This is a genomic window from Pseudomonas sp. BGA-UO-ETr-WB11, assembly GCF_059567785.1.
On sequence record NZ_JCAQOS010000007.1, the window covers coordinates 484,998 to 511,099 of the forward strand.

Annotated in this window: 28 protein-coding genes; 17 read left to right on the forward strand and 11 right to left on the reverse strand. The window is 61.8% G+C overall.

Translation table 11 applies throughout. The annotated features are described in order from the left end of the window. Positions 1 to 4 precede the first annotated feature (4 nt). The 5 genes from lolA (at position 5) to cysG (ending at position 5,205) form a co-directional block, all read left to right on the forward strand. The gene (gene lolA, locus AC56DI_RS13025; protein ID WP_496346527.1) at positions 5 to 631 is read left to right on the forward strand and encodes an outer membrane lipoprotein periplasmic chaperone LolA; all 627 of its coding nucleotides are present in this window, start codon (positions 5 to 7) and stop codon (positions 629 to 631) included. 33 nt (positions 632 to 664) lie between these two features. Continuing rightward, positions 665 to 1,990 (forward strand): replication-associated recombination protein A, encoded by a 1,326-nt coding sequence (locus AC56DI_RS13030; RefSeq protein ID WP_496346528.1) that lies wholly within the window; start codon positions 665 to 667, stop codon positions 1,988 to 1,990. Next, entirely contained in the window at positions 1,987 to 2,361 is a 375-nt protein-coding gene (crcB, locus tag AC56DI_RS13035; protein WP_496346529.1) for a fluoride efflux transporter CrcB, read from the forward strand. Before AC56DI_RS13030 ends, crcB begins: the two co-directional genes overlap by 4 nt. Before the next feature lie 97 nt (positions 2,362 to 2,458). Beyond that, complete coding sequence (gene serS, locus AC56DI_RS13040) at positions 2,459 to 3,739, forward strand: serine--tRNA ligase (RefSeq protein WP_496346530.1); 1,281 nt, start codon at positions 2,459 to 2,461, stop codon at positions 3,737 to 3,739. Between the two features lie 71 nt (positions 3,740 to 3,810). Continuing rightward, complete coding sequence (cysG, locus tag AC56DI_RS13045; protein ID WP_496346531.1) at positions 3,811 to 5,205, forward strand: siroheme synthase CysG; 1,395 nt, start codon at positions 3,811 to 3,813, stop codon at positions 5,203 to 5,205. 38 nt (positions 5,206 to 5,243) lie between these two features. On the opposite strand, the gene AC56DI_RS13050 is transcribed toward cysG, so the two are convergent. The 8 genes from AC56DI_RS13050 to AC56DI_RS13085 all read right to left on the reverse strand — a co-directional run bounded on the left by AC56DI_RS13050 (position 5,244) and on the right by AC56DI_RS13085 (position 11,714). Next, positions 5,244 to 6,221 (reverse strand): glycosyl transferase family protein, encoded by a 978-nt coding sequence (locus tag AC56DI_RS13050; protein ID WP_496346532.1) that lies wholly within the window; start codon positions 6,219 to 6,221, stop codon positions 5,244 to 5,246. Beyond that, the gene (locus tag AC56DI_RS13055; RefSeq protein ID WP_496346533.1) at positions 6,218 to 6,553 is read right to left on the reverse strand and encodes a TusE/DsrC/DsvC family sulfur relay protein; all 336 of its coding nucleotides are present in this window, start codon (positions 6,551 to 6,553) and stop codon (positions 6,218 to 6,220) included. The genes AC56DI_RS13050 and AC56DI_RS13055 overlap by 4 nt, the downstream gene beginning before the upstream one ends. Beyond that, positions 6,550 to 6,852, reverse strand: a complete 303-nt coding sequence (gene tusB, locus AC56DI_RS13060) for a sulfurtransferase complex subunit TusB (protein WP_496346534.1) — start codon at positions 6,850 to 6,852, stop codon at positions 6,550 to 6,552. The genes AC56DI_RS13055 and tusB overlap by 4 nt, the downstream gene beginning before the upstream one ends. Further along, complete coding sequence (gene tusC, locus AC56DI_RS13065; RefSeq protein WP_496346535.1) at positions 6,852 to 7,211, reverse strand: sulfurtransferase complex subunit TusC; 360 nt, start codon at positions 7,209 to 7,211, stop codon at positions 6,852 to 6,854. The genes tusB and tusC overlap by 1 nt, the downstream gene beginning before the upstream one ends. A 1-nt stretch (position 7,212) precedes the next feature. Beyond that, on the reverse strand, positions 7,213 to 7,605 hold the full coding sequence (gene tusD / locus AC56DI_RS13070; RefSeq protein WP_324517768.1) for a sulfurtransferase complex subunit TusD: 393 nt from the start codon (positions 7,603 to 7,605) through the stop codon (positions 7,213 to 7,215). Between the two features lie 253 nt (positions 7,606 to 7,858). After that, positions 7,859 to 9,076 carry a beta-ketoacyl-ACP synthase I gene (gene fabB / locus AC56DI_RS13075; protein WP_496346536.1) on the reverse strand — a complete coding sequence of 406 codons (1,218 nt, stop codon included), beginning with the start codon at positions 9,074 to 9,076 and terminating at the stop codon, positions 7,859 to 7,861. An 11-nt stretch (positions 9,077 to 9,087) separates the two neighbouring features. Further along, complete coding sequence (gene fabA, locus AC56DI_RS13080; RefSeq protein ID WP_324517770.1) at positions 9,088 to 9,603, reverse strand: 3-hydroxyacyl-[acyl-carrier-protein] dehydratase FabA; 516 nt, start codon at positions 9,601 to 9,603, stop codon at positions 9,088 to 9,090. 206 nt (positions 9,604 to 9,809) lie between these two features. Then, positions 9,810 to 11,714 (reverse strand): ATP-binding protein, encoded by a 1,905-nt coding sequence (locus AC56DI_RS13085; RefSeq protein WP_496346537.1) that lies wholly within the window; start codon positions 11,712 to 11,714, stop codon positions 9,810 to 9,812. A gap of 292 nt (positions 11,715 to 12,006) precedes the next feature. Between AC56DI_RS13085 and AC56DI_RS13090 the strand changes: the two genes are divergently transcribed. From AC56DI_RS13090 to AC56DI_RS13135, 10 genes are all read left to right on the forward strand, one after another. Then, complete coding sequence (locus AC56DI_RS13090) at positions 12,007 to 13,029, forward strand: NAD(P)H-dependent glycerol-3-phosphate dehydrogenase (RefSeq protein ID WP_496346538.1); 1,023 nt, start codon at positions 12,007 to 12,009, stop codon at positions 13,027 to 13,029. Between the two features lie 42 nt (positions 13,030 to 13,071). After that, entirely contained in the window at positions 13,072 to 13,419 is a 348-nt protein-coding gene (locus tag AC56DI_RS13095; protein ID WP_496346539.1) for a DUF4389 domain-containing protein, read from the forward strand. Next, positions 13,416 to 13,880, forward strand: a complete 465-nt coding sequence (gene sixA / locus AC56DI_RS13100; RefSeq protein WP_496346540.1) for a phosphohistidine phosphatase SixA — start codon at positions 13,416 to 13,418, stop codon at positions 13,878 to 13,880. Before AC56DI_RS13095 ends, sixA begins: the two co-directional genes overlap by 4 nt. A gap of 142 nt (positions 13,881 to 14,022) precedes the next feature. Then, positions 14,023 to 15,690 carry an AMP-binding protein gene (locus AC56DI_RS13105; RefSeq protein WP_496346541.1) on the forward strand — a complete coding sequence of 556 codons (1,668 nt, stop codon included), beginning with the start codon at positions 14,023 to 14,025 and terminating at the stop codon, positions 15,688 to 15,690. A 9-nt stretch (positions 15,691 to 15,699) separates the two neighbouring features. Continuing rightward, a complete protein-coding gene (locus AC56DI_RS13110) occupies positions 15,700 to 16,146 on the forward strand; it encodes a hotdog fold thioesterase (RefSeq protein ID WP_496346542.1) in 447 nt (148 codons plus the stop codon). A gap of 133 nt (positions 16,147 to 16,279) precedes the next feature. After that, positions 16,280 to 17,080 (forward strand): alpha/beta fold hydrolase, encoded by an 801-nt coding sequence (locus tag AC56DI_RS13115; RefSeq protein ID WP_496346543.1) that lies wholly within the window; start codon positions 16,280 to 16,282, stop codon positions 17,078 to 17,080. Then, entirely contained in the window at positions 17,077 to 17,940 is an 864-nt protein-coding gene (locus tag AC56DI_RS13120) for an alpha/beta hydrolase (RefSeq protein ID WP_496346544.1), read from the forward strand. The genes AC56DI_RS13115 and AC56DI_RS13120 overlap by 4 nt, the downstream gene beginning before the upstream one ends. A gap of 315 nt (positions 17,941 to 18,255) precedes the next feature. Continuing rightward, entirely contained in the window at positions 18,256 to 18,918 is a 663-nt protein-coding gene (locus tag AC56DI_RS13125) for a glutathione S-transferase family protein (RefSeq protein ID WP_496346545.1), read from the forward strand. A gap of 8 nt (positions 18,919 to 18,926) precedes the next feature. Continuing rightward, entirely contained in the window at positions 18,927 to 19,739 is an 813-nt protein-coding gene (locus AC56DI_RS13130) for a DUF4892 domain-containing protein (protein ID WP_496346546.1), read from the forward strand. Between the two features lie 78 nt (positions 19,740 to 19,817). Then, positions 19,818 to 20,879, forward strand: coding sequence for an AI-2E family transporter (locus AC56DI_RS13135; protein ID WP_496346547.1), 1,062 nt, complete (start codon positions 19,818 to 19,820; stop codon positions 20,877 to 20,879). A 47-nt stretch (positions 20,880 to 20,926) separates the two neighbouring features. Here AC56DI_RS13135 and xopAW read toward each other — a convergent pair whose 3' ends face one another. The 3 genes from xopAW to AC56DI_RS13150 form a co-directional block, all read right to left on the reverse strand. Next, the gene (gene xopAW, locus AC56DI_RS13140) at positions 20,927 to 21,727 is read right to left on the reverse strand and encodes a XopAW family type III secretion system calcium-binding effector (RefSeq protein ID WP_496346548.1); all 801 of its coding nucleotides are present in this window, start codon (positions 21,725 to 21,727) and stop codon (positions 20,927 to 20,929) included. A 96-nt stretch (positions 21,728 to 21,823) separates the two neighbouring features. Next, the gene (locus tag AC56DI_RS13145) at positions 21,824 to 22,861 is read right to left on the reverse strand and encodes an ATP-binding protein (protein ID WP_496346549.1); all 1,038 of its coding nucleotides are present in this window, start codon (positions 22,859 to 22,861) and stop codon (positions 21,824 to 21,826) included. Beyond that, positions 22,861 to 23,595, reverse strand: coding sequence for a response regulator (locus AC56DI_RS13150; RefSeq protein WP_422589055.1), 735 nt, complete (start codon positions 23,593 to 23,595; stop codon positions 22,861 to 22,863). Before AC56DI_RS13150 ends, AC56DI_RS13145 begins: the two co-directional genes overlap by 1 nt. A gap of 704 nt (positions 23,596 to 24,299) precedes the next feature. On the opposite strand from AC56DI_RS13150, the gene AC56DI_RS13155 reads away from it, so the two are divergent. Next, positions 24,300 to 24,389: a K(+)-transporting ATPase subunit F gene (locus tag AC56DI_RS13155; protein ID WP_422589056.1), complete on the forward strand. Its 90-nt coding sequence runs from the start codon at positions 24,300 to 24,302 to the stop codon at positions 24,387 to 24,389. An 8-nt stretch (positions 24,390 to 24,397) separates the two neighbouring features. Further along, positions 24,398 to 26,095 (forward strand): potassium-transporting ATPase subunit KdpA, encoded by a 1,698-nt coding sequence (gene kdpA, locus AC56DI_RS13160; protein ID WP_496346550.1) that lies wholly within the window; start codon positions 24,398 to 24,400, stop codon positions 26,093 to 26,095. Positions 26,096 to 26,102 lie beyond the last annotated feature (7 nt).

A 26,102-nucleotide genomic window follows, 5' to 3' on the forward strand; every position in this document is an offset into this window, starting at 1 on the left:
TTCCATGCGCGCTTTTCGCATGCTGTTGTTGGCTGTTATGGCCCTGGTCACTCTTCCGGCCCAGGCCGATGATGCCGCCGCCGTGGCTCGTCTGACCCACCTGCTCAGTCAGGCGCAGACCCTGACCGCGCGCTTCTCGCAACTGACCCTGGACGGCTCCGGCACCCAGTTGCAGGAAACCGCTGGTGAACTGTCGCTCAAGCGTCCTGGGCTGTTCCGCTGGCACACCGATGCGCCTCAGGAGCAGTTGCTCGTCTCCAATGGCCAGAAGGTCTGGCTGTTCGACCCTGATCTCAATCAGGTGACCATCCAGACCCTCGATCAGCGCCTGACCCATACCCCGGCCTTGCTGCTGTCCGGCGACGTGTCGAAGATCAGCGACAACTTCGAGATCAGCCACAAGGAAGGCGGCAGTGTGGTCGACTTCATCCTCAAGCCCAAGGCCAAAGACAGCCTGTTCGATAACCTGCGCCTGTCGTTTCGCAATGGTGTGATCAACGACATGCAGCTGATCGATGGTTCCGGCCAGCGCACCAATATCCTGTTTCTCAGCGTGAAGATGAATCAGCCCATGGATGCCGCGCAGTTCAGCTTCCAGCCGCCGGCCGACGCTGACGTGATCGAAGAATAAGCGTTCGCCGTCGAGAGGGTTGTCACCGCCGCCATGGATCTGTTTCGCAGCACGCCGATTGCTCAACCGCTGGCTGCCCGTTTACGGGCCGCCAACCTGCAGGAGTATGTCGGTCAGCAGCACCTGTTGGCGCCGGGCAAGCCACTGCGTGAGGCGCTGGAGCAGGGCGCGCTGCATTCGATGATCTTCTGGGGCCCGCCTGGGGTGGGTAAAACCACCCTGGCTCGCCTGCTGGCGGAAGTCTCCGAGGCCCACTTCGAAACCCTTTCGGCGGTGCTCTCGGGGGTCAAGGAGATCCGTCAGGCGGTAGAAATCGCCAAACAGCAAGCGGCACAATATGGCCGACGGACCATTCTGTTTGTCGATGAAGTGCACCGTTTTAACAAGTCGCAGCAGGATGCCTTCCTGCCTTACGTGGAAGACGGCACGCTGATCTTTATCGGCGCCACCACGGAAAACCCCTCGTTCGAACTCAACAACGCCTTGCTCTCGCGTGCGCGGGTGTATGTCCTGCAAAGCCTGGATGAGGCGGCCATGCGTCAGTTGGTGCAGCGCGCCTTGAGTGAGGACAAGGGCTTGGGCAAACGCCAGCTGAGCTTGCCCGAGGCGAGTTTTCAGATGTTGCTGGCCGCCGCCGATGGTGATGGCCGGCGCTTGCTCAATCTGCTGGAAAACGCCGCAGACCTGGCCGAAGACGCCAGCGAAATCGGCGTCGAGCTGCTGCAGAACTTGCTGGGCGACAGTCGTCGGCGTTTTGATAAGGGCGGCGAGGCCTTTTACGACCAGATTTCTGCGCTGCATAAGTCCGTGCGTGGTTCCAGTCCGGACGGTGCGCTGTACTGGTTCGCACGCATGCTCGACGGTGGCTGCGACCCCTTGTATATCGCCCGCCGGGTGGTGCGCATGGCCAGTGAAGATATCGGCAATGCCGATCCGCGGGCCCTGACCCTTTGCCTGAATGCCTGGGATGTGCAAGAGCGCCTGGGTAGCCCCGAGGGTGAACTGGCCGTGGCCCAGGCGATTGTGTACTTGGCCTGTGCACCGAAAAGCAACGCGGTGTACAACGCCTTCAACCAGGCCAAGCGTGAAGCGGCCGAGCATGGCTCGCTGGAAGTGCCGCTGCACTTGCGCAACGCGCCGACCAAATTGATGAAAGAACTGGGTTATGGCGATGAGTATCGCTATGCCCACGACGAGCCCGAAGCTTATGCCGCGGGCGAAGAGTACCTGCCGGCGCAACTGCTGGGTCGCCGCTATTACCAGCCAGTGCCGCGCGGTTTAGAGCTGAAAATTGGCGAAAAGCTGAAGTACTTGGCTGCCCTTGATCAGCAGAGCCCACGGCAAAGGAGTAAGTCATGATCCAGGTCGCTCTGGCAGTCGCCGTCGGCGGTGCTGTTGGCTCGGTGCTGCGTTTTCTCACCAGTAGCTGGGTTGTGACGCAGTGGCCACGGCATTACTACCTGGCCACTTTTGCGGTCAATCTGGTGGGCTGTTTCCTTATCGGTTTTCTCTCGGCTTATTTTCTCCTGCGTAGCGATTTGCCCCTGGTCCTGCGCACCGGCTTAACGGTGGGCGTACTCGGTGGCTTGACCACCTTTTCCAGCTTCAGCCTGGAAGTGTTGCGTCTGCTGGAGGCTGGCCAGTTCGGCGTGGCTGCTGGCTACCTGTTAAGCAGCGTAGTGGGCGGCCTGCTGGCGGCCTGGCTGGGGATGTCCCTGGCACGCCTGTAACTGATAAAACACTCGGCTTGCCGGCGCAGAATCCGTAAACTGCGCGGCATTGCGCCCTTGTCGGCGCGTTCAATTCAGATTTTTTGGGACCACCACCATGCTCGACTCCAAACTCGTACGTGCGCAGCTCCACGAAGTAGCGGAACGCCTTGCCAGCCGAGGCTTCCAGCTCGACGTGGTGCGTTTCGAAGCCCTTGAGGCGCAACGCAAGAGCGTGCAAACCCGCACTGAACAACTCCAGGCCGAGCGCAATGCCCGCTCCAAGTCGATCGGTCAGGCCAAGCAGCGTGGCGAAGACATCGCGCCTTTGCTCGCCGAAGTCGATCGCATGGGCAGCGACCTGGAAGAAGGCAAACGCGAGCTAGAAAGCATCCAGGTCGAGTTGGACAACCTGCTGCTGAACATCCCCAACTTGCCGCACGAGTCGGTGCCGGTAGGGGCCGATGAAGACGGTAACGTTGAAGTCTCGCGCTGGGGCACGCCACGCAGCTTTGATTTCCCGATTCAGGATCACGTCGCCCTCGGCGAGCAGCATGGCTGGCTGGATTTTGAAACCGCCGCCAAGCTCTCCGGCGCGCGCTTTGCCTTGCTGCGTGGCCCCATCGCCCGCATGCACCGCGCCCTGGCGCAATTCATGATTAACCTGCACACCGGAGAGCACGGCTACGAAGAAGCTTATACGCCCTATCTGGTGCAGGCGCCGGCGCTGCAAGGCACTGGCCAGCTGCCGAAGTTCGAGGAAGACCTGTTCAAGATCAGCCGTGAAGGCGAGGCGGATCTGTACCTGATCCCTACCGCTGAAGTGTCGCTGACCAATATCGTTGCCGGCGAAATTCTTGACCCTAAGCAACTACCAATGAAGCTGGTGGCGCACACCCCATGTTTCCGCAGTGAAGCCGGCGCCTCTGGCCGTGACACGCGCGGCATGATCCGTCAGCACCAGTTCGACAAGGTCGAGATGGTACAGATCGTCGAGCCAAGCCAATCGTTTGCAGCGTTGGAAAGCCTGACTGCCAACGCCGAGCGCGTGCTGCAGTTGCTCGAGCTGCCTTATCGCAAGCTGGCGCTGTGCACCGGTGATATGGGCTTCGGCGCAGTGAAGACCTACGACCTGGAAGTATGGGTGCCGAGCCAGGACAAATACCGCGAGATTTCCTCCTGCTCCAACTGCGGCGATTTCCAGGCCCGCCGGATGCAAGCCCGCTACCGTAACCCGGAAACCGGCAAGCCAGAGTTGGTCCACACCCTCAACGGCTCCGGCCTGGCCGTGGGTCGCACCCTGGTGGCTGTGTTGGAGAACTACCAGCAGGCCGACGGTTCGATCCGCGTGCCGGAGGTGCTCAAACCTTATATGGCTGGGATTGAAGTCATCGGCTGAGCAGCCGCGCAGTGAACTACGGGGTGGCCAGAGCCGCCCCGTTTTGTTTTAACCGATCACGAGACTGGCCCATGGATTTCCTTCCTCTGTTTCACAACCTCAAGGGCCGCAACGTGTTGCTGGTCGGTGGTGGCGAGGTGGCGCTGCGCAAGGGCCGCTTACTGGCGGATGCCGGTGCAGCGCTGAAAGTAGTCGCTCCCGAGATTGATCCGCAGCTGACTGAGCTGGCCCTGCGCAGCCAGGGTTCTGTGCAGTTGCGCGGCTATCAGGCCGACGACCTGCAGGACATCTGCCTGGTCATCGCCGCCACCGATGATGAGCCGCTGAATGCGCAAATATCGGTGCAGGCCCAGGCGTTGGGGGTGCCGGTCAATGTGGTGGATGCGCCGAAGCTGTGCAGCGTGATTTTTCCGGCCATCGTCGACCGCTCGCCGTTGATCGTCGCCATTACCAGTGGCGGTGATGCACCGGTGCTGGCGCGCCTGATTCGGGCCAAGATCGAGACCTGGATTCCGGCTACCTATGGCCAGCTGGCGGGGTTGTCCAAGCGCTTCCGCGCGCGAGTCAAAGCGTTGTTTCCCAATGTGCAGCAGCGCCGGGTGTTCTGGGAGGACGTGTTTCAGGGGCAGATCGCCGAGAGTGTATTTGCCGGTAAGTTGCATGAAGGTGAACGTCTGCTGGAAGAGAAAATCGCCGGCGCCGCACCGCGGCAGCTGGGCGAGGTTTACCTGGTTGGCGCCGGGCCTGGCGATCCTGATTTGCTGACCTTTCGCGCCTTGCGCCTGATGCAGCAGGCCGATGTGGTGCTCTACGACCGCCTGGTGGCGCCGGCCATCGTTGAGCTGTGCCGCCGCGATGCCGAACGTATCTATGTCGGTAAACGCCGCGCCGAGCATGCGCTGCCGCAGGACGAAATCAATCAGCGTCTGGTGACGCTGGCGAAAGAGGGCAAGCGGGTGCTACGCCTCAAGGGCGGCGATCCGTTTATCTTCGGCCGTGGCGGCGAAGAGATCGAGGAGCTCGCAGCCGAGGGCATTCCCTTTCAGGTGGTGCCGGGCATTACCGCCGCCAGTGGTTGCGCCGCCTATGCCGGGATTCCCCTGACCCATCGCGATCACGCCCAATCGGTGCGGTTCGTGACCGGCCACTTGAAGGATGGCAGCTGTGACCTGCCGTGGCGCGACCTGGTCGCGCCGGGGCAGACGTTGGTGTTCTACATGGGCCTGGTGGGTTTGCCGCAGATCTGCACTCAGCTGATCGCCCACGGCCGCGCAGCAGAAACCCCGGTGGCGCTGATCGAGCAGGGCACTACCCAGCAGCAGCGGGTCTACACCGGCACGTTGGCCAGCCTGCCTGAGCTCTTGGCGCAGCAGCAGGTGCGTGCGCCGACCCTAGTGATCGTCGGCGAGGTGGTGACCCTGCGGGAAAAACTCGCCTGGTTCGAAGGCGCTCAAAGCCGCGAGTAGTCGCCAAATCAGTCCTGGCACTCCAGGACTGACGAGCGTTAGCCCAGGCGCTGTTGCCAGAGCTGTTCGGCGTGGGCGAATGCCGCTTCGCGGGTTTCACCCAGCCCGCGCAGGGCTAGGGCCATGGTGGCAATCACGGCCAGGTGGCCATAGGCGTCCTCGGTTTTGCCCAGCCAAACCGCGAGCAAATGCTCCGGGTCCAATTGCTCGGGTTTGACATGCCGCAGCGCTGACAGCGCCGGCCATTCTTCGTCCCAATCCACGCCGCCGCAGGTGCCATACAGGTGGCTGACGGCATCGGGATTGATCTCGATCTCACCGCCTTCGCCTTTGATCACGATGGTGTTGTCCGCCAGCAGCTGGCTGGCGGCGCGGTGGGTCACCTGATAGCCGGGATGGAAAATACTCTGCAGGCCACAGCGGGCTTGTAGGGGGTTGAGAATGCGGGTCAGTGAGTGGATCGGCGAGCGCAGGCCAAGAATGTTGCGCAGGTCGATCATTCGCTGCAGCTGCGGTGCCCAATCGCCCAGCGGGATAAAGGCTAGGTGCTGTTGATCCAGCGCCTGGGCCACGCTGTCCCAGTCACGGCACAGGGGAATGTCCAGCAGGGCAATCAGCTGTTCGCTGTACATGCGTCCGGCGGTGTGGGCGCCACCGCCATGCAGGAGAATGCGCACGCCGCTGGCGGCCAGGGCTTTGACCGCCAGCAGGTACCAGGGCAAGTGACGCTTCTTACCGGCGTAACTGGGCCAGTCGAGGTCGACTGCGATGCGCGGTACCTGCAAGCGTTCGCGCACGGCTTCGGCGAAGCCGGCCATTTCTTCGGCGCTTTCTTCCTTGTGCCGCAGCAGCATCAAGAAGGCGCCGAGCTGAGTGTCTTCGACCTTGTCGTCGAGCAGCAGGCCCATGGCCTCGTGTGCCTCCTCGCGGGTCAGATCGCGGGCGCCGCGTTTGCCTTTACCAAGGATGCGCACGAAGTGGGCAAAGGGGTGTTCAGCGGGAGTGATCAGGTTCATAGGCAATTCGTCGGTTTTGGCAGGCCAGCCAGCTTGGCCGCCAGCTTGGCGGGAGTGCCCTTGAACAGGCGATTAAGGTGCAGGCTGTTGCCCTTGTCGGCGCCCAGGTGCAGGGCGACGTACTTGATCAGCGGGCGGGTCGCGGGTGACAGTTGATACTCGGTGTAAAACGTACGCAGCAGTTGCAGCACTTCCCAGTGCTCGGCGCTCAGGTGCAACTCTTCGCGTGCGGCCAGGGCTTCTGCTACCGCGGGTGACCAGTCGTTGAGGTCGAGCAGGTAGCCCTCTTTATCCAGGGCAATGCTCTGGCCGTTCACTTGCAGGGCACTCATAGCCAGCTGTTGACCTTGGCGTAGCTGAGGGTCAGTTCGACAAACGCCGGATAATCCAGGCGTTTGACCCGACTGGGCAGCCCACTGAGCGCACGCGCCTGCAGGTCTTCGTCGAGGGCGAACAGGGCGATACTTTCCGGCATCAGTTCCAGTGCGTGGCGCTGGGCGGTGCCGGGTTGCAGCGCATACACCGCATCGCCGCTGAGCAGCAGGCCGTCGTGGCTGCCGAGTAGGCGCAGGCAACTGCTAAGGCGGCTGTCGGTGAAGGGCGAGTGGGCAAGCAGGTGCAAGGTGGTCATCAGAGTGTCATCACCAGGTCGTAACGGCCAATCAGGGCGCAGATGGCCTGATCGTCCAGGGGTTCTACCGCCAGGTTCAGGGTCAGCGGGTCCAGGCCGCGCTCCTGCAGGCTGCGGCTGCTGGCATACAGGGCTTCAACACCAAACAGTGGCAGGGCCTGCAGGTTGGCAGTCAGGTCTTTCTGTTGCAGTTGGGCCGGTTGTTGCGTCGGGCACAATTGCAGTACGCCATCATCGAGAAACAGCAAGGCCAGTGGCAGGTCGAAGGCGCCGCCGGCCAGGGCGATATCCAGCGCCTCGCGGGCACCGGGGCCGCTCCAGGGTGCCTGACGGCTGATCAGCAGCATGGATTTAGCCATCTCAATGGCCTCCGAAGCAGATCAAGCGGTCACTCAATTGTGCTGCTTCGTGCAGTTGGCCCAGGCCAGAAAGCTCCCAGTCTTGTCCCAGGTTGGCGGCGCTGCGGCTGTAGCGGTCGGCTTCTTCCTGATTGAGCACGCCCCGGCGCAAGGCGGCGGCAATGCACACCACGCCATCGAGTTGCTGTTCACGAACGAAGTCGCTCCATTCGCGGCTTAGGTCCAGTTCATCCTGCGGGGTGACCACCGTCTGCGAGGCGCTGTGCACGCCTTCCTGATAAAAAAACAGGCGGCTGATCTCATGCCCGCCAGCCAGTACAGCCTGAGCAAAGCGCAGGGCGCGACGTGAGGACGGCGCGTGAGGCGGGGCGAACAGGGCGATGGCGAATTTCATGCAAAATCAACTTGGCAGGACGCGTGGAGCGAATGATAAAGCCTGCGCTTGAGCTTGCGGGAATAAAAAACGGAGTCAGGGGTGTGCCGCTGGTTGGGGCTGCAAACAACCCGTAGGGCTAGTGAAGGCAGTGAGGCGGGGGCGGGGGCGGGGACGGGTGGCAGGGTAATGACTGAGTTGTCAGCCATTACTCTGCTGTTACCCGGTGAGCCTCTTGGTCAGGCGAGCTGCAAGAGGCGTGTTGCGGGGCGTATCAGTTCTGCCAGCGTTTCAACACCAGCGTGGCGTTGGTGCCGCCAAAACCAAAGCTGTTGCTCATCACCACATTGGCGCTGAAGTTCTCTTTGGTTTCGCGCAGGATCGGCAAATCGGCAATCTCGGGGTCGAGGGTTTCGATATTGGCCGAGGCTGCGAGGAAGTTGCCTTCCATCATCAGCATGCAATAGATCGCCTCATGCACGCCGGCGGCGCCCAGGGAGTGGCCCGACAGGCTCTTGGTCGAGCTGATCAGCGGCGCCTTGTCACCAAACACTTCACGCACGCCACGGCTTTCTGCCACGTCGCCGACCGGAGTCGAGGTGCCGTGGGTGTTCAGGTAGTCGATTGGCTCGTTAACGGTAGACAGCGCCTGCTGCATGCAACGCACAGCGCCTTCGCCACTTGGGGCGACCATGTCGTAGCCGTCCGAGGTGGCGCCGTAACCGATGATTTCGGCATAGATCTTCGCGCCACGCTTGAGGGCGTGTTCCAGTTCTTCAACCACCACCATGCCGCCGCCACCGGCGATGACGAAGCCATCACGGGATGCATCGTAGGCGCGCGAGGCGCTTTGCGGGGTGTCGTTGTACTTGCTGGAGAGGGCGCCCATGGCGTCGAACAGGAAGCTCTGGCTCCAATGTTCTTCTTCACCGCCGCCGGCAAACACGATGTCCTGCTTGCCCAACTGGATCAGCTCCATGGCGTGACCAATGCAGTGAGCGCTGGTGGCACAGGCCGAGGAGATCGAGTAGTTGACACCCTTGATCTTGAACGGCGTGGCCAGGCAGGCCGATACGGTGCTGCCCATGGTGCGCGGTACGCGATACGGGCCAACGCGCTTGACGCCTTTCTCGCGCAGGATGTCCATGGCCTCCATCTGGTTGAAGGTCGAGGCGCCGCCAGAGCCTGCTACCAGGCCGATACGCGGGCTGGACACTTCTTCGGCGCTGAGGCCGGCATCCTTGATCGCTTGTTCCATGGACAGGTAGGCGAAGGCCGCCGCGTCGCCCATAAAGCGGTAAACCTTGCGGTCAATCAGCTCTTCCAGGTTCAGGTCAACCGAGCCGGAAACCTGACTGCGCAGGCCCATCTCGGCATAGGCTGGGTTGAAGCGAATGCCTGAACGACCAGCGCGAAGGCTGGCGGAGACGGAGTCTTTATCAGTGCCCAAGCAGGAAACAATGCCCAGGCCAGTGATGACGACGCGACGCATGCGGGAGTCCTTTAGAAGTTATCGGTAGAGGTGAACAGGCCTACGCGTAAGCCTTCTGCACTGTAGATTTCACGGCCGTCGACGCTAACGGTGCCATCAGCAATTGCCAAGACCAGGGAGCGGTTGATCGTGCGTTTGATTTGAATGTTGTAAGTGACTTTCTTGGCGGTTGGTAGCACCTGGCCGAAGAATTTCACTTCGCCTGAACCCAGCGCGCGGCCGCGCCCAGGGCAACCTTGCCAGCCGAGGTGAAAACCCACCAGCTGCCACATGGCGTCAAGGCCCAGGCAGCCTGGCATTACCGGATCACCTTCGAAGTGGCAGGCGAAGAACCACAGGTCCGGGTTGATATCCAGCTCGGCAACCAGTTCGCCTTTGCCGTACTTGCCGCCGGTTTCACTGATATGGGTGATGCGGTCAATCATCAGCATGTTCGGGGCGGGCAGTTGCGCGTTTCCTGGGCCGAACAGTTCGCCGCGGCTGCAGCGCAACAGCTCTTCCCGAGAATAGGCGTTTGGTTTGGTCATGCGAGCTCCTCAAAATCCCCGTACGGGAGGGCTTGGCTAAAGGTCTTTGCCAGGCAAATACACATAGATGTCCGCTGGCAGCCTAGTCGTAGACTGTTGCGTTACGGTGAAAGTCACAGCCTTGCGTACGCGTGTACGCTCAATGTGCCGGATTGTGTCCAGTCGCCCTATAGGCGCGCATTGTCTTGGAACAAGTTTCCGGCACTCTAGCACTGTTGACCAGCCTCCGAAGGTCGGGGGGGCACCCAGCGTTGCAGGATTCGTTGCAGATCGGCGCGTTTGAAAGGTTTTGCCAGATAATCATCCATACCGGCAGCCAGGCAGGCTTCACGGTCGCCCTGCAGGGCGTTGGCGGTCAGGGCTATGATGGGGAGCTGCCCCTTGCCCTCAAGCAAGCGGATCTGCCGGGTGGCTTCGTAGCCGTCCATGATCGGCAGGCGGCAGTCCATCAAGATGGCCGCATATTCAAAGTGCTCGGCATTGTGCAGGGCTTGCGCACCGTCACCGACCAGGCAAACCTGATAGCCGAGGCTGCGCAGCATGGCCTCAATCACGGTCTGATTGACTGGGTTGTCTTCCACCAACAGGACCAGGTGACCGTTGTCATCGCCTGTGGCTTCACGCTCAAGCATGATGGGGCGGGCGTTTTGCTGACGAAACGGTAGTGGAATCTCCAGAGTGAAGACTGAGCCCTGGCCAGCCTCGCTCTTGGCGCTCAAGGTGCCACCCATGCGTTCGGCCAGGGTGCGAGCAATCGGCAAACCCAGGCCGGTGCCGCCATAGCGGCGAGAAATCGAGGTGTCGGCCTGCTGGAAGGCGTCGAACATGTGCTCCAGGCGCTCGGGGGATATACCGATGCCGCTGTCCTGCACCGAACAGGTTAGCCACAGCACCTGGTCATCCAGCGGTTGCCAGCGAGTTTGCACGCGAATGCTGCCTTCCTCGGTGAATTTCAGTGCGTTGCCGAGCAGGTTGACCAGAATCTGTCGAATGCGCGTCGGGTCGCCCTGAACTTCGAGCTGCTCCAGACCCGGCTGAGTCTCCAGTTGCAGCTGCAGGCCGCGCTGCTGGGCGCTGTGCTGGAACACCTGAGCAGAGCTCTGGAGCAATTCCAGCAGGTTGAACGGGATGCACTCCAACGCCAGGGCGTCGCGCTCGATCCGAGAGAAATCGAGAATGTCATTGATGACCTTTAATAGGTGCTCCGTGGACTCGGTGGCCAGGGCGGTGTACTCGGCCTGTTCCCGGTTCATTTCAGTGGTTTCCAGCAGCTGCAACATGCCCAAGACACCGTTCATGGGAGTGCGCAGTTCATGGCTCATCATGGCCAGAAAGTCTGATTTAGCCCGGTTGGCTTGCTCGGCCTCTTCACGGGTTTTGATCAGTTGGTTGATGGCTTGCTGCTGCTCGACCTGGGCCTGTTGCAGGCCGCTGGCCAGATTGTTGATATGCCGCGCCAGTTCAACCAGTTCAACATTGCCACGTTCAGGCACCGAGGCCTGGAAATTGCCGGCCTGAATCGCTTTGACTGCCTCCGCCATGGTGCTGATGGGGTTGGACAGGCGACTGGCCAGTCGTCGCGCTAATAAGAAGGTCAACACCAGGGCGCCCAGCGCCAGGGCCGAAGCCTTGAGCAAAATCAGCTGCTGCTGGCTGTTAAAGGCATCGTTGGACATGCCAACGACCACGCGCCCGAGGTAACCAGGGTCACTGGCCGGGTTTGCTGCCTGAGTAGGGTTTGCTTGCATCTGGATGGAGGCGTTGAACAACTCCACCTGGGAACCTTCCAGCACGGCAGCTTTGTTCTGCTCGACGTACACCAAAATATTTTCATTGGGGTCGCGCACTTCCAGAAACCGTACCTGCGGTGTTTGCAGAGTCGCTTGCAGCAGGGTTTTCAATACTTCTGGATTACCGGTCAATACCCCGTACTCGGTGGCGGTGGCCAGTTGGTTGGCGATCAGTTGGCCTGTGTTGATGCTTTCATCACGCAGGTCCTGCAGCCGCGAAAAGGTGAAAAAGCTGGTCAGCAGAACCGTCAGCAGCAGGGCCGGGCCCAGGCTGATGAGTAACGTATGGGTGCGGATGTTCCAGCCGTGGCCTGTATTCATGGGCGGCAACTCCAGGCGCGGCTGGGAGCCCGCACAGCTGGAGGTGTGGCATGCAAGAGGCAGGCAAGACGGGGGAGCGGGCAGGGCGGGATGGCGGATGAGTACACGGAACGACCTTGTTCGCAGGAGCTTGTCTAGGCATGTTAACCGAGCTGCGGCGCTTTGCCAGTCACTGAAGCCCATCCCAGCCCTGATAGGCACTGCTGGTTCGTTGGCGCGCGGGCCGTATAATGGCGAAAATTGCCACTGTGCTGGCGCTTACCTGAGCCGCAGGCTCATACAGGGATAGGTTATGACTGAACAGCAACCCGTTGCCGTACTTGGCGGCGGCAGTTTCGGCACGGCAATCGCCAACCTGTTGGCCGAAAATGGCCAACAGGTTTACCAATGGATGCGCGACCCTGCGCAGGCCGAAGCGATGCGTAGCCAGCGGGAAAACCCCCGTTACCTGAAAGGCATCAAGATTCATCCTGGCGTCCATCCGGTCACCGACTTGCCGGCCACCTTGGCCCAGTGCGAACTGATTTTTGTCGCGCTGCCGTCCAGTGCCTTGCGCAATGTGCTGCAGCCCTTAGCCGCCGGCTTGGCGGGCAAGTTGCTGGTGAGCCTGACCAAGGGTATTGAGGCTGAAAGCTTCAAGCTCATGAGCCAGATACTCGAGGAAGTGGCCCCTGAGGCGCGAATTGGCGTGTTGTCGGGGCCAAACCTGGCCCGAGAAGTGGCCGAGCACGCCCTGACGGCCACCGTGGTGGCCAGCGAGGATGAGGTCCTTTGCCAGCGCGTGCAGGCTGCTCTGCACGGGCGCACCTTCCGCGTATACGCCAGCCAGGACCGCTTTGGCGTCGAGCTGGGTGGCGCGTTGAAAAACGTCTACGCCATCATGGCCGGCATGGCCGTGGCGCTGGGCATGGGCGAAAACACCAAGAGCATGCTGATTACCCGCGCGCTCGCAGAAATGACTCGCTTTGCGGTCAAACTGGGCGCCAACCCGATGACTTTCCTGGGGCTGGCCGGCGTGGGTGATCTGATCGTTACCTGTTCCTCGGCCAAGAGCCGCAATTACCAGGTGGGTTTTGCCCTCGGCCAGGGCTTGAGCCTGGAAGATGCCGTGGCGCGCCTGGGGGAAGTGGCCGAAGGGGTCAACACCCTCAAGGTGCTCAAGGCCCGTGCCCAGGCCCTGGAGGTGTACATGCCTTTGGTCGCCGGTCTGCACGCGATTCTCTTTGAGGGGCGTACGCTGGCCCAGGTTATCGAGTTGCTGATGCGCGGTGAGCCGAAAACCGACGTCGATTTCATCTCCATCAACGATTTCTGATTTACCCCATTGCGCCGCCGGCGCTGCCATAAGGAGATAGTTATGAATAACCCCCAACAGGACCTGCAGCGCGAATCAATCCTGCTGCGCATACTCTGGATGGTGCTGTTCGCCTGTGCCTGGCAAGTGGCTGAGCTGGTGCTGGCCGGTGTGGTGCTGCTGCAACTAGGCTATCGCCTGTTTTACACAGCGCCTAACGCCAGCTTGCTGAGCTTTGGCGACAGCCTGAGTCAGTACCTGGCGCAGATCGGTCGTTTCGGTACCTTCAATACGGACGAAAAGCCTTGGCCGTTCAGCGATTGGCCGACTCCCGCCGCACCGCAAGGCGAAACGCCCCACAGCATCCCGCCAGCGGCCCATCCAGTGCGGGATGAAGAGCCAAAGCTGTGAAGCTCTGGTTACTGCGCCATGGCGAGGCCGAGGCCCATGCGCGCAGTGATGCCCAGCGCGAGCTGACTCCGCACGGGCGCAAGGAGGTCAAACAGAGTGCCGGGCATTTGCCCGGCCACGGCGTGAGCAAGATTGTCGCCAGCCCTTATGTGCGTGCCCAGCAAACGGCGCAGATCGTGCGCGAAGTGCTGGCCAGCCATCCGCCGATTGAAACCGTCAATTGGCTTACGCCAGAGGGTGATCTGCGCGAGGCCGTGGACTACCTGGATGCGCACGCAGAGGACACATTGCTGCTGGTCAGCCATCAGCCCTTTATCGGTGAACTGGCAGGCTTGCTTCAGCATGGGCACCGGCAGGCGCCGTTACCCATGAAAACAGCCAGCCTGGCAGAGCTAGAGGGCGAGCTGCCGTTGCCGGGCGCAATGCACCTCAACGCGCTGCATCACCCGCATAAGCACTGAGTGACTGTCGTCGGCTTTCAGAGCCGGCGGTGGTCATGCTGGGCGGATACATTTCTTCACTTGCACCTCCTTCTTCTGCGTGGTTTATTCAACCAAGCAAGTGCTTGGTTTGTCCCCAGAACAACAACAATGGAGGATGCCTGTGATGACTGCTGTCCGCTTACCGCTGGATGCGTTCTACGCCCGTGAAGCCCGTCACCCGAATAAACCCTACCTGTCGCAGCCCATTGCCGGCGGCCAGATAGAACAGCTGAACTGGTCCGAAGTTGGTGACCAGGCCCGTCGTGCGGCCAACTGGCTGCGCAGCCTGGAGTTGCCCCAGGGCAGCCGCATTGCGATCATTTCCAAGAATTGCGCGCACTGGATTATTACCGACCTGGCCATCTGGATGGCCGGGCATGTGTCGGTGCCGCTGTATCCCAACCTCACGGCTGACTCGGTGCGCCAGGTGCTTGAACATGCCCAGGCGGCGGTGGTGTTTGTCGGCAAGCTGGACGACTGGCCGGCCATGGCCCCAGGCGTTCCCGAGGGAATTCCCTGTGTCGGTCTGCCACTACGACCCAGCGGGCGTTTTGACGCGTTGTGGAGCGACCTGCAAGCCTGCACGCCGATTCAGGATCAGCCCAAGCCTGCGGCCGATCAGTTGTGCACCATCATCTATACCTCCGGCACCACTGGCACGCCGAAAGGGGTGATGCACAATTTCAGCAACTTCGCCTTTGGCGCCAGCCGTGGCCTTGAGTTGTTTGGCGTTGATGAAAACGACCGCATGCTCTCCTATCTGCCGCTCTGTCATGTGGCCGAGCGCATGTTTGTCGAGATGGTGTCGTTCTACGGCGGTTCGACGATTTTCTTCGCCGAAAGCCTCGATACCTTCCTCGCCGATCTCAAGCGGGCGCGGCCGACCGTGATGTTTGGCGTACCGCGCATCTGGACCAAGTTCCAGATGGGTGTGTTCGCGAAAATGCCCGAGCAGCGCCTGGACTTCCTCCTCAAGTTGCCGCTGGTTGGGCGCTGGATGGGCCGCAAGGTGCTTGCCGGCCTGGGGCTGGATGCCGTGCGCTATGCCTTGTGCGGCGCCGCGCCGGTACCGGATGCCTTGCTCAAGTGGTATCAGCGCCTGGGCCTGGACCTGTTTGAGGTCTATGGCATGACCGAAAACTGCGGCTACTCCCATGTCTGCCGGCCCGGTAAGCGCCGGCATGGCTGGATTGGCCAGCCCTGCACCGATGTTGAAGTGCGGATTGCCGAAACCGGCGAAGTGCAGGTGCGCAGTGGCGCCACCATGCAGGGTTACTACCTGGACCCGGAAAAGACCGCCGAGACCCTCACCGTCGATGGTTTTCTGCGCACGGGCGACAAGGGCGAGCAGGATGGCGAGGGCAATTTGCGCCTCACCGGACGCTTGAAAGAAATCTTCAAGACCAGCAAAGGCAAGTACGTGGCCCCGGCGCCGATCGAGAACCGCCTGGCCGTGCATGGCAAGATCGAACAGGTGTGCGTGGTTGGCGATGGCATGCCGCAACCCATGGCCCTATGCGTGTTGTCGGAGATGGCGCGCCAGGACGCCAGTCTGGGTGGCCGTGTGGAGTTGGAGCAAAGCCTCAAAGCCTTGCTGGACGAGGTCAATGGACAACTCGACAAGCATGAGCGGCTGCTCGGTATTGTGCTGGTCAAGGATGTCTGGGGCATTGATAACGGCTTCCTCACGCCGACCCTGAAAATCAAACGCAGCGTGGTGGAGGGTGCTTATGCTGACCGCTACGATGCCTGGATGGAGCGCCGCGAGCCGGTGCTTTGGCATGAATAAGGAGCGGGCATGAGCATCTGGTTGCAGCAACCCGAGCTGACGGCGCTGAATGCGCTGTCGAAAAACACCATCGTCGAACTGCTGGATATCCGCTTTGAGGCGTTCGACGATGATTCGCTGACTGCCAGCATGGTGGTCGATCCACGCACCCATCAACCCTATGGCCTGCTACATGGCGGCGCCTCGGTGGTGCTGGCGGAAACCCTAGGGTCCACCGCCAGCTACCTGTGCATCGACAGCACGCAGTTCTATTGCGTAGGGCTGGAGGTCAATGCCAATCACCTGCGCGGCCTGCGCAGCGGGCGGGTGACCGCCGTGGCGCGACCGCTGCATTTGGGCCGCACCACCCAGGTGTGGGACATCCGCTTGAGTGGTGACGATGGCAAACTCAGCTGCGTGTCACGGTTGACCATGGCCGTGGTGCCGTTGGGCAAGTCGGCGCCCGTGGCGGACTGATCGACCCCGGCGGTATGACCATTGCCGCCGTGCCTTTGGCCACACTGCCGTCATTCAGCGGCCGCTCTGCGATTGCTGTCAGGGCGGTGCTGCTGGACAATCCAATCCTCAGTTCCCGGCCAGCCTTTCTCTTATGTCACAGCCCGTCTTTTTCGCCCATGCCAATGGCTTCCCTTCAGCCACCTACGGCAAGTTGTTCCGTGCTCTGGGGGCTGACTACGCGGTGGATTTTCTTGAGCAGCATGGCCACGATCCGCGCTTTCCGGTTAACGACAACTGGGAGCAACTGGTCAGCGAGCTGATCTTTCATCTGCAACAACGCGCTGAGCCGGTGTGGGGTGTGGGCCACTCCCTGGGCGGGGTGCTGCATTACCACGCGGCGCTGCGTCATCCCGAGTTGTACCGCGGGGTGGTGATGCTTGATTCGCCGCTGCTGACCCTGGCAGACAAGCTGGTGATTCGTGCCGCCAAACATTTTGGCTTTATCGACCGCATCACCCCGGCTGGGCGCACCATTGGCCGGCGCGAACGTTTCGCCGATGCGGGTGAAGCGCGCGATTATTTTGCGGGCAAAACCCTGTTCAGTCGCTTTGATCCCGAGTGCCTCGACGATTACGTTGCCCACGGCCTGCAGGCCAGTAACGAAGGGCTGGCGCTGCGTTTTGATGCGCAAACCGAAATAAGCATTTACCGCAGCGTGCCCCACACCAGTCCGGGCAAACCGCAGCAGCTGCAGGTGCCTCTGGCCATGGTGCGCGGCCGTAACAGCCGAGTGGTCATGGCTCACCATGGCCGTTTGCTGCGCCGGGTGCCCCAAGGCGAATACCTCAGTGTGCCGGGCGGGCACATGTTCCCGCTGGAGCGCCCGCAGGATACGGCCGAGCTGCTGCGCGGTCTGTTCAAGCGTTGGAGTCAGGAGCAGCAACCCGTATGACCACGCCTTTTGAAGAAGTCCGCTTAAGCTTGCCCCATATCGAACTGGCGGCCCATCTGTTCGGTCCCGAGGATGGCCAGCCGGTGATTGCCCTGCATGGCTGGTTGGATAACGCCATGACCTTCGCCCGCCTGGCGCCCAAGCTGCAAGGCTTGCGCATTGTCGCCCTGGACCTGGCCGGTCACGGTCATTCCGATCACCGCCCGGCAGGCGGCAGCTATGCCATCTGGGATTACGTCCACGACGTGCTGCAGGTTGCCGAGCAGTTTGGCTGGCAGCGTTTTTCCCTGCTGGGACACTCCATGGGTGCCATCGTTTCGGTGCTGCTGGCCGGCGCCATGCCGCAGCGGGTCGAGCGTCTGGCACTCATCGATGGCCTGATTCCCTATACCGGCGAAGCTGATACGGCGCCGGCCAAGCTCGGTGACGCGCTGCTGGCGCAGTTGGCCCTGGCCGACAAACGCAAGCCTGTGTACGCGCAGATCGAGCGGGCCGTGGCGGCGCGTATGCAAGGCGTCGGTGCGGTCAGTCGCGAAGCCGCTGAGCTGTTGGCCAGCCGCGGTTTGATGCCGGTACCCGGTGGTTACACCTGGCGCACCGACGCACGCTTGACCCTGCCGTCGCCGCTGCGACTGACCAAGGCCCACGCCGCCGCTTTTGTGCACGCCGTGCAGTGCCCGGTCAGCCTGGTGCTGGCCGAGCAGGGCATGATGCAGGCCCAGTCTGGCCTGACGGAGCTGTTGGCCGGTTTGCCGTTCAGCGTGCAGTCATTGCCTGGCGGTCATCATTTGCACCTGGATGACGAGGCGGGCGCCCAGTCTGTCGCAGACTGTTTCAATCCCTTCTTCCACGCGCCTTGACTTGCGTGGAGCAACTGCGGACTCTGGGCGCTTAGGGTCTGTTGCCGTTTCATTCGCGGCCGCGCCGGAGCCGGTTTTTGCGCGAGGCAAGGCGCGAGGAGCGTGATTTGGTTGTTCCAAATAAGCGACGAGTAACGCCGCCTCGCACAAAAACAGGCCCGGCCCTTCGGGTTGCGCGCGAAATGGCCCCCGCTGTTGTTGCAGGACTTGATAAGGGAATAACCATTACCTGCGTCCTGCGCCTAACCGGGGACCATTTCTCGCGGCAACGCGGCTCACGATGAAACGGCAACAGACCCTAATAAGGAGTTCGCCATGATTGATCTGTATACCGCCGCCACACCCAATGGCCACAAGGTTTCGATTGCCCTGGAAGAGCTGGAGCTTGCCTATGAGGTGCACCCTCTGCGCTTTGACCAGCAGGAGCAAAAAGCTCCGGCCTACCTGAAGATCAATCCCAATGGCCGCATTCCGGCGATTGTCGACCGCGGCAACGACGATTTTGCGGTGTTTGAGTCGGGGGCGATTCTGCTGTACCTGGCGGAAAAAACCGGGCAACTGATACCGGCCGATGCCAAGGGCCGCTCGCAAGTGATTCAGTGGTTGATGTTCCAGATGGGCGGCGTCGGGCCCATGCAGGGTCAGGCCAATGTGTTCTTCCGCTATTACCCGGAAAAACTCCAGGGCCCGATTGACCGCTATCAGAATGAAACCCGTCGTCTCTACGAGGTGCTCAATACGCGTCTGGGCGAGGTGGAATACCTGGCCGGCGATTACAGCATTGCCGATATCGCCACCTACCCTTGGGTGAAAATCCACGACTGGGCCGGTGTTTCGGTCGATGGTCTTGAGCACTTGCAGCGCTGGATGGCCACCGTGGGTGGGCGTCCGGCCGTGCAGCGCGGCTTGTTGGTTCCGCCCCGTGAGGCCGAGGCTGCGCAGCTGGTCAAAGCCGCCCAAGCGATGTTGCAACGTTGAGGTTATCGGTGCGTTTATTCAGTTTTATGCTGTTTTGTCTGTACGGCAGTGTGGCCCTGGCCGCCGACGTGGCGGGCAGTCAGGACCTTGAGGTACTACCGCGTTTTGCCCGTGCCGAGATCATCGAGTTCAGTCAGGCCAGCGGCCTGGAGCGGGTGTTCCCCACCGGGCCCTTGAGCCGTATCAGCGGCAAGCTGCGGATCGAGTCCCAGGTCAGCGCCGAAGGGCAGCTGACGGCCCTGACCTATGCCTTGCCCGACGGTCACGCCGCGCTGGATGTGTTCAACCTCGCGCGTACCCAAGTCCAGGCCCAGGGCGCCGAGTTGCTGTATTGGTGCCAGGGCCGTGATTGCGGCTCCAGCAGCCTGTGGGCCAATAGCGTGTTTGCCAATGCCCAGCTGTATGGCAGCGACGATCAGCAGGCCTACGCCTTGCTGCGCCTGGCTGCACCGCAGCAAGACAGCCTGTTGGTGTTGTACGGGATTACCCGTGGCAACCGCCGTGCCTACCTGCATGTGGAGCAATTGAACGCCAGCGCCCCCTTGGCTGAGCTGTTGCCCAGCCCCGGAACCCTGTTGCAGCAACTGAAAAGCACCCAGCGCCTGAGCTTGGCGCATTTGCCGGCAACGCCCAACGCGGCCTGGAGTGCATTGCTGGCGCGCAGCCTGAATATGGACAGCACCTTGCGTGTCAGCCTAGCGGGTGCCCAGGCTGAGGCCTGGCGCGCGGCTCTGGTGGCTCAGGGCGTACGCAGTGCGCGGTTGACGGCCGAGGTCAACGCGGAGGCCGGGCTGGTCATCAGCGTGCAAACTCGCCAGTGATAATGGGCGCAAGGTTAATGCACCGCGTGGGAGTTACTCGCCGCGCGGTTTTGATTTTTTCTGCAGGGAGCAGACTGGATGTTAAATAACGACCGCCTTTTGGGGCAGATTCTGCTGTTTATCCTGCTGGGCGCCTGTGTGCTGGTGCTGGCGCCGTTCTGGTCGGCGCTGTTTTGGGCGGCGGTACTGGCCTTTGCCAGTTGGCCGTTGATGCGCCTGCTGACCGGGCCACTCAAGGTCGGAGTAACGGCGGCGGCTGCCTTGCTGACCCTGGTGTGGATGCTGGTGCTGTCGGCACCGCTGGTGTGGCTGGGTTTCAACCTGGCCGACCATATTCAAACGGGCCTGGCTTTGCTCAAGACCGTGCAGGTCGATGGGCTGCCGGAGCCACCCACCTGGCTGGGGAGTTTGCCGCTGGTGGGCGAACGTCTGGTGAGTCTCTGGAACGACATCGATGCCCGTGGTGCGGCGCTGTTCGCCAGTGCTCGCCCGTATTTGGGTGAAATCGGCAACTGGCTGTTGGCGCGCAGTGCGCAGATTGGCGGCGGCATGCTCGAAGTGGTGCTTAGCCTGGTGTTGATCTTCTTCTTCTACCGTGACGGCCCGGCCCTTGCGCACTTTGTGCATGCCTTGTTGCACCGCCTGATCGGCGAGCGCGCCGATCATTACCTGCACCTGGTGGCAGGCACGGTGCAACGGGTGGTCAACGGCGTGATCGGCACCGCCGCGGCTCAGGCCCTGTTGGCGCTGATTGGCTTCTGGATTGCGGGTGTGCCGGGTGCGGTGTTACTCGGCTTGCTGACGTTCGTGTTCAGCCTGATCCCCATGGGCCCACCCCTGATCTGGGGGCCGGTGGTGGCCTGGCTGGTGTGGCGGGGCGATTACGGCCTGGCGATTTTCCTCGGCGTCTGGGGCACCTTTATCGTCAGCGGCGTGGATAACGTGCTGAAACCCTACCTGATCAGCCGCGGCGGTAACCTGCCGCTGGTGGTGGTATTGCTCGGCGTGTTCGGCGGGATTCTGGCCTTTGGTTTTATGGGCCTGTTCCTCGGTCCGACTCTGTTGGCAGTGGCCTACAGCCTGCTTAAGGACTGGATCGCCACGCCGGGCAAAGCCGCGAGCGAAACTCCGTCCACCTGATCTGCAGCCGTTGCCCGCCGCGCGGGTAACGGCTGCAAGCTGCCGACTCAGGCCGTCAGGCTGAGCTGACTGCCGATCTTGCTGGTATAGCTGGTATTTTCGCTGTACTGCTTGAGCAGGCTGGCAACCATATCGGCATAGCCGCTGTCGTTGCTGGCACTGGCGTTTGTGCTGCTGCTCTTGTCGCTGCTGGTCAGGGCCTCGAACAGACTGCTCAACTCATCCTTGCTGATGCTGCCATCACTGTCGCTGTCGATGGCGCTGAACAGTTCCTCACTGTCGGCACTGCTCATCTGCGCGGGCGGAGGGGGTGGTGGCGCCAGGGCGGCGGTCTCCTGGGCGCTGAGAACGCCGTCGGCATCACTGTCCAGCTCACCAAACAGGGTGGCCAGATCACTGTCGTCGCTGCTGACGCCCAAGGCGCTGCTCAGCTCGGCCAGACCGACGCTGCCATCACCGTCGCTGTCCAGCTGGCCGAACAGCTCTTCGGGATTGGCGCCGCCCGGTCCACCGGGTCCACCGTGGGGCGGCGGTGGTGCCAGGGCGGCGGTTTCTTCTTTATCGATGCTGCCGTCGCTGTTGGCATCCAACTGACTGAACAGCTCATCGATATCGATTGTCAGGCTGCTGTCGCTGTCCTTGGCAGCCGAGAGCGCGCTGTCCAGCTCCTCCTTGGCCACGCTGCCGTTGCCATCGCTGTCGAGAATGCTGAAGAGCTTTTCCTGGGCTTTCGCCGGGCCGCCGCTACAACTTGCCGCCGTGCTATTGGCGGTGCTGTTGCGCGCGCTGCTGGCGAGTGTCGAGCTATAGCTGCTGTAGCTCGAATAACTGCTGACACCACTGATCATGGGAGTCACTCCTATCGCTGTCACCGGTAAGGGTTTACCGGTGCTGGCAGCGTCAGTGGTGCATGTGTCGAGGCTATGTGGGCTTTGTATCGGCGCTTATACAGGCGGCTGGCGCGGCAGGCAGAGCACGGCAGTCAGACCGCCGCCAGGCGTTTGTTCCAGGTGAATGTCGCCGCCCTGACGGCGCGCCGCTTCACGGGCGATGGTCAGGCCCAGGCCGACGCCGCCAGAGTTGCGGTTGCGTGAGCCTTCGATGCGAAAGAAGGCTTCGAACACCGCCTCGCGCTGTTCGGGGGCGATCCCGGGGCCGTGATCGCAGACCCGTACTTCGACCTGTTCACGACTGTCGCGCAGCTCAATCTGTGCGCTGCCGGCATAGCGCAGGGCATTTTCCAGCAGGTTGCTCAGGCACGAGCGCAGTGCCAGCGGCTGCACACGCAGCGGCGCGCAGTAACCACTGACCTGCGCGTCGGCACCACGGTCCTGGGCGTCTTCAGCCATGGACTCGACCAGGGCCTGCAAATCCAACCACTGCAGGGCCTCGCAACTGCGCTGTTCGTGCAGGTAGTTGAGGGTGGCGTCGAGCATGCTGATCATCTCGCCAAGGTCCTGGCCCATGCGGGCACGCAGGTGGGCATCGGGCACTTCCTCGACCCGCAGTTTGAGGCGTGCCAGCGGGGTGCGCAGGTCATGGGAGACGGCAGCGAGCATGCGCCCGCGCTGCTGCACCTGCTGGCGGATGCGGTGCTGCATCTGGTTGAACGCATGGGCCGCCAACCGCGACTCGCGCGGGCCGGTTTCGGCCAGCGGCGGGCTGTCGAGGTCGTTGCTCAGCTGCTCGGCGGCTTCGGCCAGGTGCTGAATGGGGCGGCTGAGCAGGCGCGCGCCATACCAGGCGGCGACGATCAGGGTCAGCAACTGAAACAGCAGCGGCACCAGCGGACCGCCAAAACCAGGCGGCGGTGGTGGCGGTTGACCAACAGGCAGGCCATTGGCGGGGGGCGGCGAGTGGGGCGGTGGTGGCGGACGGTGACCGTACTGGCTGAACCAGACAAAGGCCAGTACATGGGCCAGCACAATGGCCAACAGCAACAGGCCGAACAGGCGCGCAAACAGGCTGTCAGCGCGGCGCATCAGGCGATCTCGCGGGCGTCGAACAGGTAACCCTCGCCGCGCACGGTCTTGATCAGGCGCGGTGCCTTGGGGTCTTCGCCGAGTTTCTGCCGCAGGCGCGAGACCAGCAGGTCGATGCTGCGGTCGAAGGCCTCGATGGAGCGGCCGCGGGCCGCATCCAGCAACTGTTCGCGGCTCAATACCCGCCGTGGGCGTTCGAGGAACACCCACAGCAGGCGGAATTCGGCATTCGACAGCGGCACCACCAGGCCATCGGGGGCGTGCAGTTGGCGCAATACGCTGTGCAGGCGCCAGTTATCAAAACGGATGCTGCTGGGCGGCTCTTGCCGTGGCTCGAAACGGTCGTCGCGGACCCGCCGCAGGATGCTCTGGATGCGTGCCACCAGTTCGCGCGGCTCGAACGGTTTGGCCATGTAGTCGTCGGCCCCGAGCTCCAGGCCGATGATGCGATCTGTCGGCTCGCAACGGGCGGTGAGCATCAGAATCGGGATATCCGACTGGCTGCGCAGCTCGCGGCACAGCACCAGGCCGTCTTCGCCGGGCAGCATAAGGTCGAGGATGATCACGTCGAAATGACCCTGGGCCAGGGCCTGGCGCATGCCCTGGCCATCGCCGACCGCTTGGCTGTCGATATTGAAACGACTCAGGTAGCCGCCCAGCAGTTCACGCAGCTCTTCGTTGTCATCAACGATCAGGGCGCGGGTGCTACGGGGGCGCACGTCATGTGCATTCAAGGGGTGCACCGGTGCAGGCTCCATCGACTTCAGGGCTGTGGGAGGGGGCGGGCATCCTAGCCTGTCATAACCGCGGCGACCATGCCCGGCAGCGCCGCCCGTCGCCATGCTGGCGGGTCGGCGTATCGGCAGCGTGTCGGCACTGTATCGACCTTGATACACAACGCCATGCCCGCGCTAGCCGCCTGTGCGGTCAGATTTTAAGCTCTGAGCCTGTTACGTGTTGCGCTTGGCCACTACCGGTTTCGGCTTTACGCCGAGTCACTTTCTCTTTGCTTGCGCGAAAGAGAAAGTAACCAAAGAGAAAGCGCACCCGGCATCCGGGTTTCGCTGCGCGAAACTTCCCTCGTTCCGGTGCTGTTCCGAGGGTCGTCACGAAGGGCCATCCCTGGCCCATCGTGACTCGTTTGGCATCCATGCCAAACGCCCCTCTACACAGCACCTCCACTTGGCCTCCTGACGGGACCGGGGACGCGCGGCGCCTGCTAGATGTGTGGGAGCGGTCTTGACCGCGAAATCTTTAGCAGCGCGAGGTCATTGCGGTGTCAAACACAACCATCGGCGCGGCGACGAATGCCTTGCAACACGTCGCGAAATTTTACGGTTTCTTTATGCCCAGCCCGTGGCGTGGCAATCGCGCCTTTACGGCGCTTTTGCGCAAGCTTTGTCCAGCAGCGATACAGCCGCTTCCAGGAGTAGGACAGATGAATATTCTCGATGGGTTGTCCTTGGCTATGGCCATAGGACTTTTTATCTATTTGTTGGTCGCGCTGCTGCGCGCCGATCGTAGCTAGGAGGCGCCATGCAGTTTCAAGACGTTTGGCTATTGCTGGCCTTTTTTGTGTTGGTGCTGGCTCCAGCGCCTTTCTTAGGGCGTTACCTGTACCGGGTAATGGAAGGGCAGAAAACCCTGCTCACGCCGCTGTTGCAGCCGGTCGAGCGGCTTTGTTACCGGCTCGGTGGGGTGGATGAGCGCGCCGAACAAAGCTGGAAAACCTATGCCCTGGCATTACTGGCGTTCACCGCCGTCAGCCTGGTGGTGCTGTTCAGCATTTTACTTATGCAAGGCAGCTTGCCGCTTAACCCGCAACACTTGCCGGGTATGGAGTGGACGCTGGCGTTCAATACCGCGGTGAGTTTTGTCAGCAATACCAACTGGCAGGCTTACAGCGGTGAAGCCTCGCTGAGCTACTTCAGCCAGATGATTGGTCTGACGGTGCAGAACTTCGTCAGCCCGGCGGTTGGCTTGGCGGTGCTGGTGGTGTTCTGCCGTGGCATTGCGCGCAAGTCCACCAACAACCTAGGTAACTTCTGGGTCGACCTGACCCGCGCCACACTCTATGGCCTGTTGCCGTTCTGCCTGATTCTGGCGTTGTTGCTGGTGTGGCAGGGCGTGCCGCAAACCTTCCTCGATTATGCCCACGCCGTGACGCTGCAAGGTGCCGACCAGACCATTCCGTTGGGCCCGGCTGCCAGCCAGATTGCGATCAAGCAATTGGGCACCAACGGTGGCGGCTTCTTTGGCGTCAACTCGGCGCACCCGTTTGAGAACCCGACGGCGTGGAGCAACCTGTTCGAGGTGGCCTCGATCATCCTGATTCCGGTGGCCTTGCTGTTCACCTTCGGTCATTACGTCAAGGATTTGCGCCAGAGCCGCGCGCTGCTCGCCAGCATGCTGATTCTGTTTGTGCTCGGCCTAGGTGTGACCACGTATTCCGAGCTGCAGCCCAACCCGGCCCTGAGCGCCGCGTCGATTGAGCAAGTGGGTTCGCTGGAAGGTAAGGAAAGCCGCTTCGGCACGGTGGCATCGAGCCTCTGGGCGGTGACCACCACGGCCGCGTCCAACGGCTCGGTGAATGCCATGCACGACAGCTTCAGCCCGCTGGGCGGTATGGTGCCGATGTTCAACATGATGCTCGGTGAAGTGATCTTCGGCGGCGTCGGTGCCGGGTTGTACGGCATGTTGCTGTTCGTGTTGATTGCGGTGTTCCTGGCCGGCCTGATGATCGGCCGCACCCCGGAATACCTCGGCAAGAAGCTCGAAGCCCGTGAAGTTCGCTTGCTGGTGGCCACCTTGCTGGTGATGCCGGTCGGTGTCTTGGTTCTGGGTGCCTTGGCTGCCAGTTTGCCGGTCGCGTCAGCCTCGGTAAGCAACCCTGGTGCCCATGGCTTTAGCCAGATTCTCTACAACTACACCTCGGGTGCAGCGAACAACGGTTCGGCCTTCGGCGGTTTCGGCGCCAACACGCCGTACCACAACCTGATGATTGGCCTGGCGATGCTGATTGGCCGCTTCGGTTACATCCTGCCGATTCTGGCGATTGCCGGCAGCCTGGCGGCGAAGAAGCGTGCACCGATTGGCAGCAACAGCTTCCCCACCCACGGCCCGCTGTTCGTCACCTTGCTGACGTTGACCATCTTGCTGGTGGGTGGCTTGACCTTCCTGCCGGCACTGGCCCTGGGCCCGATTGCCGAACATCTGGGCATGTTGGCTCAATAAGGAATCC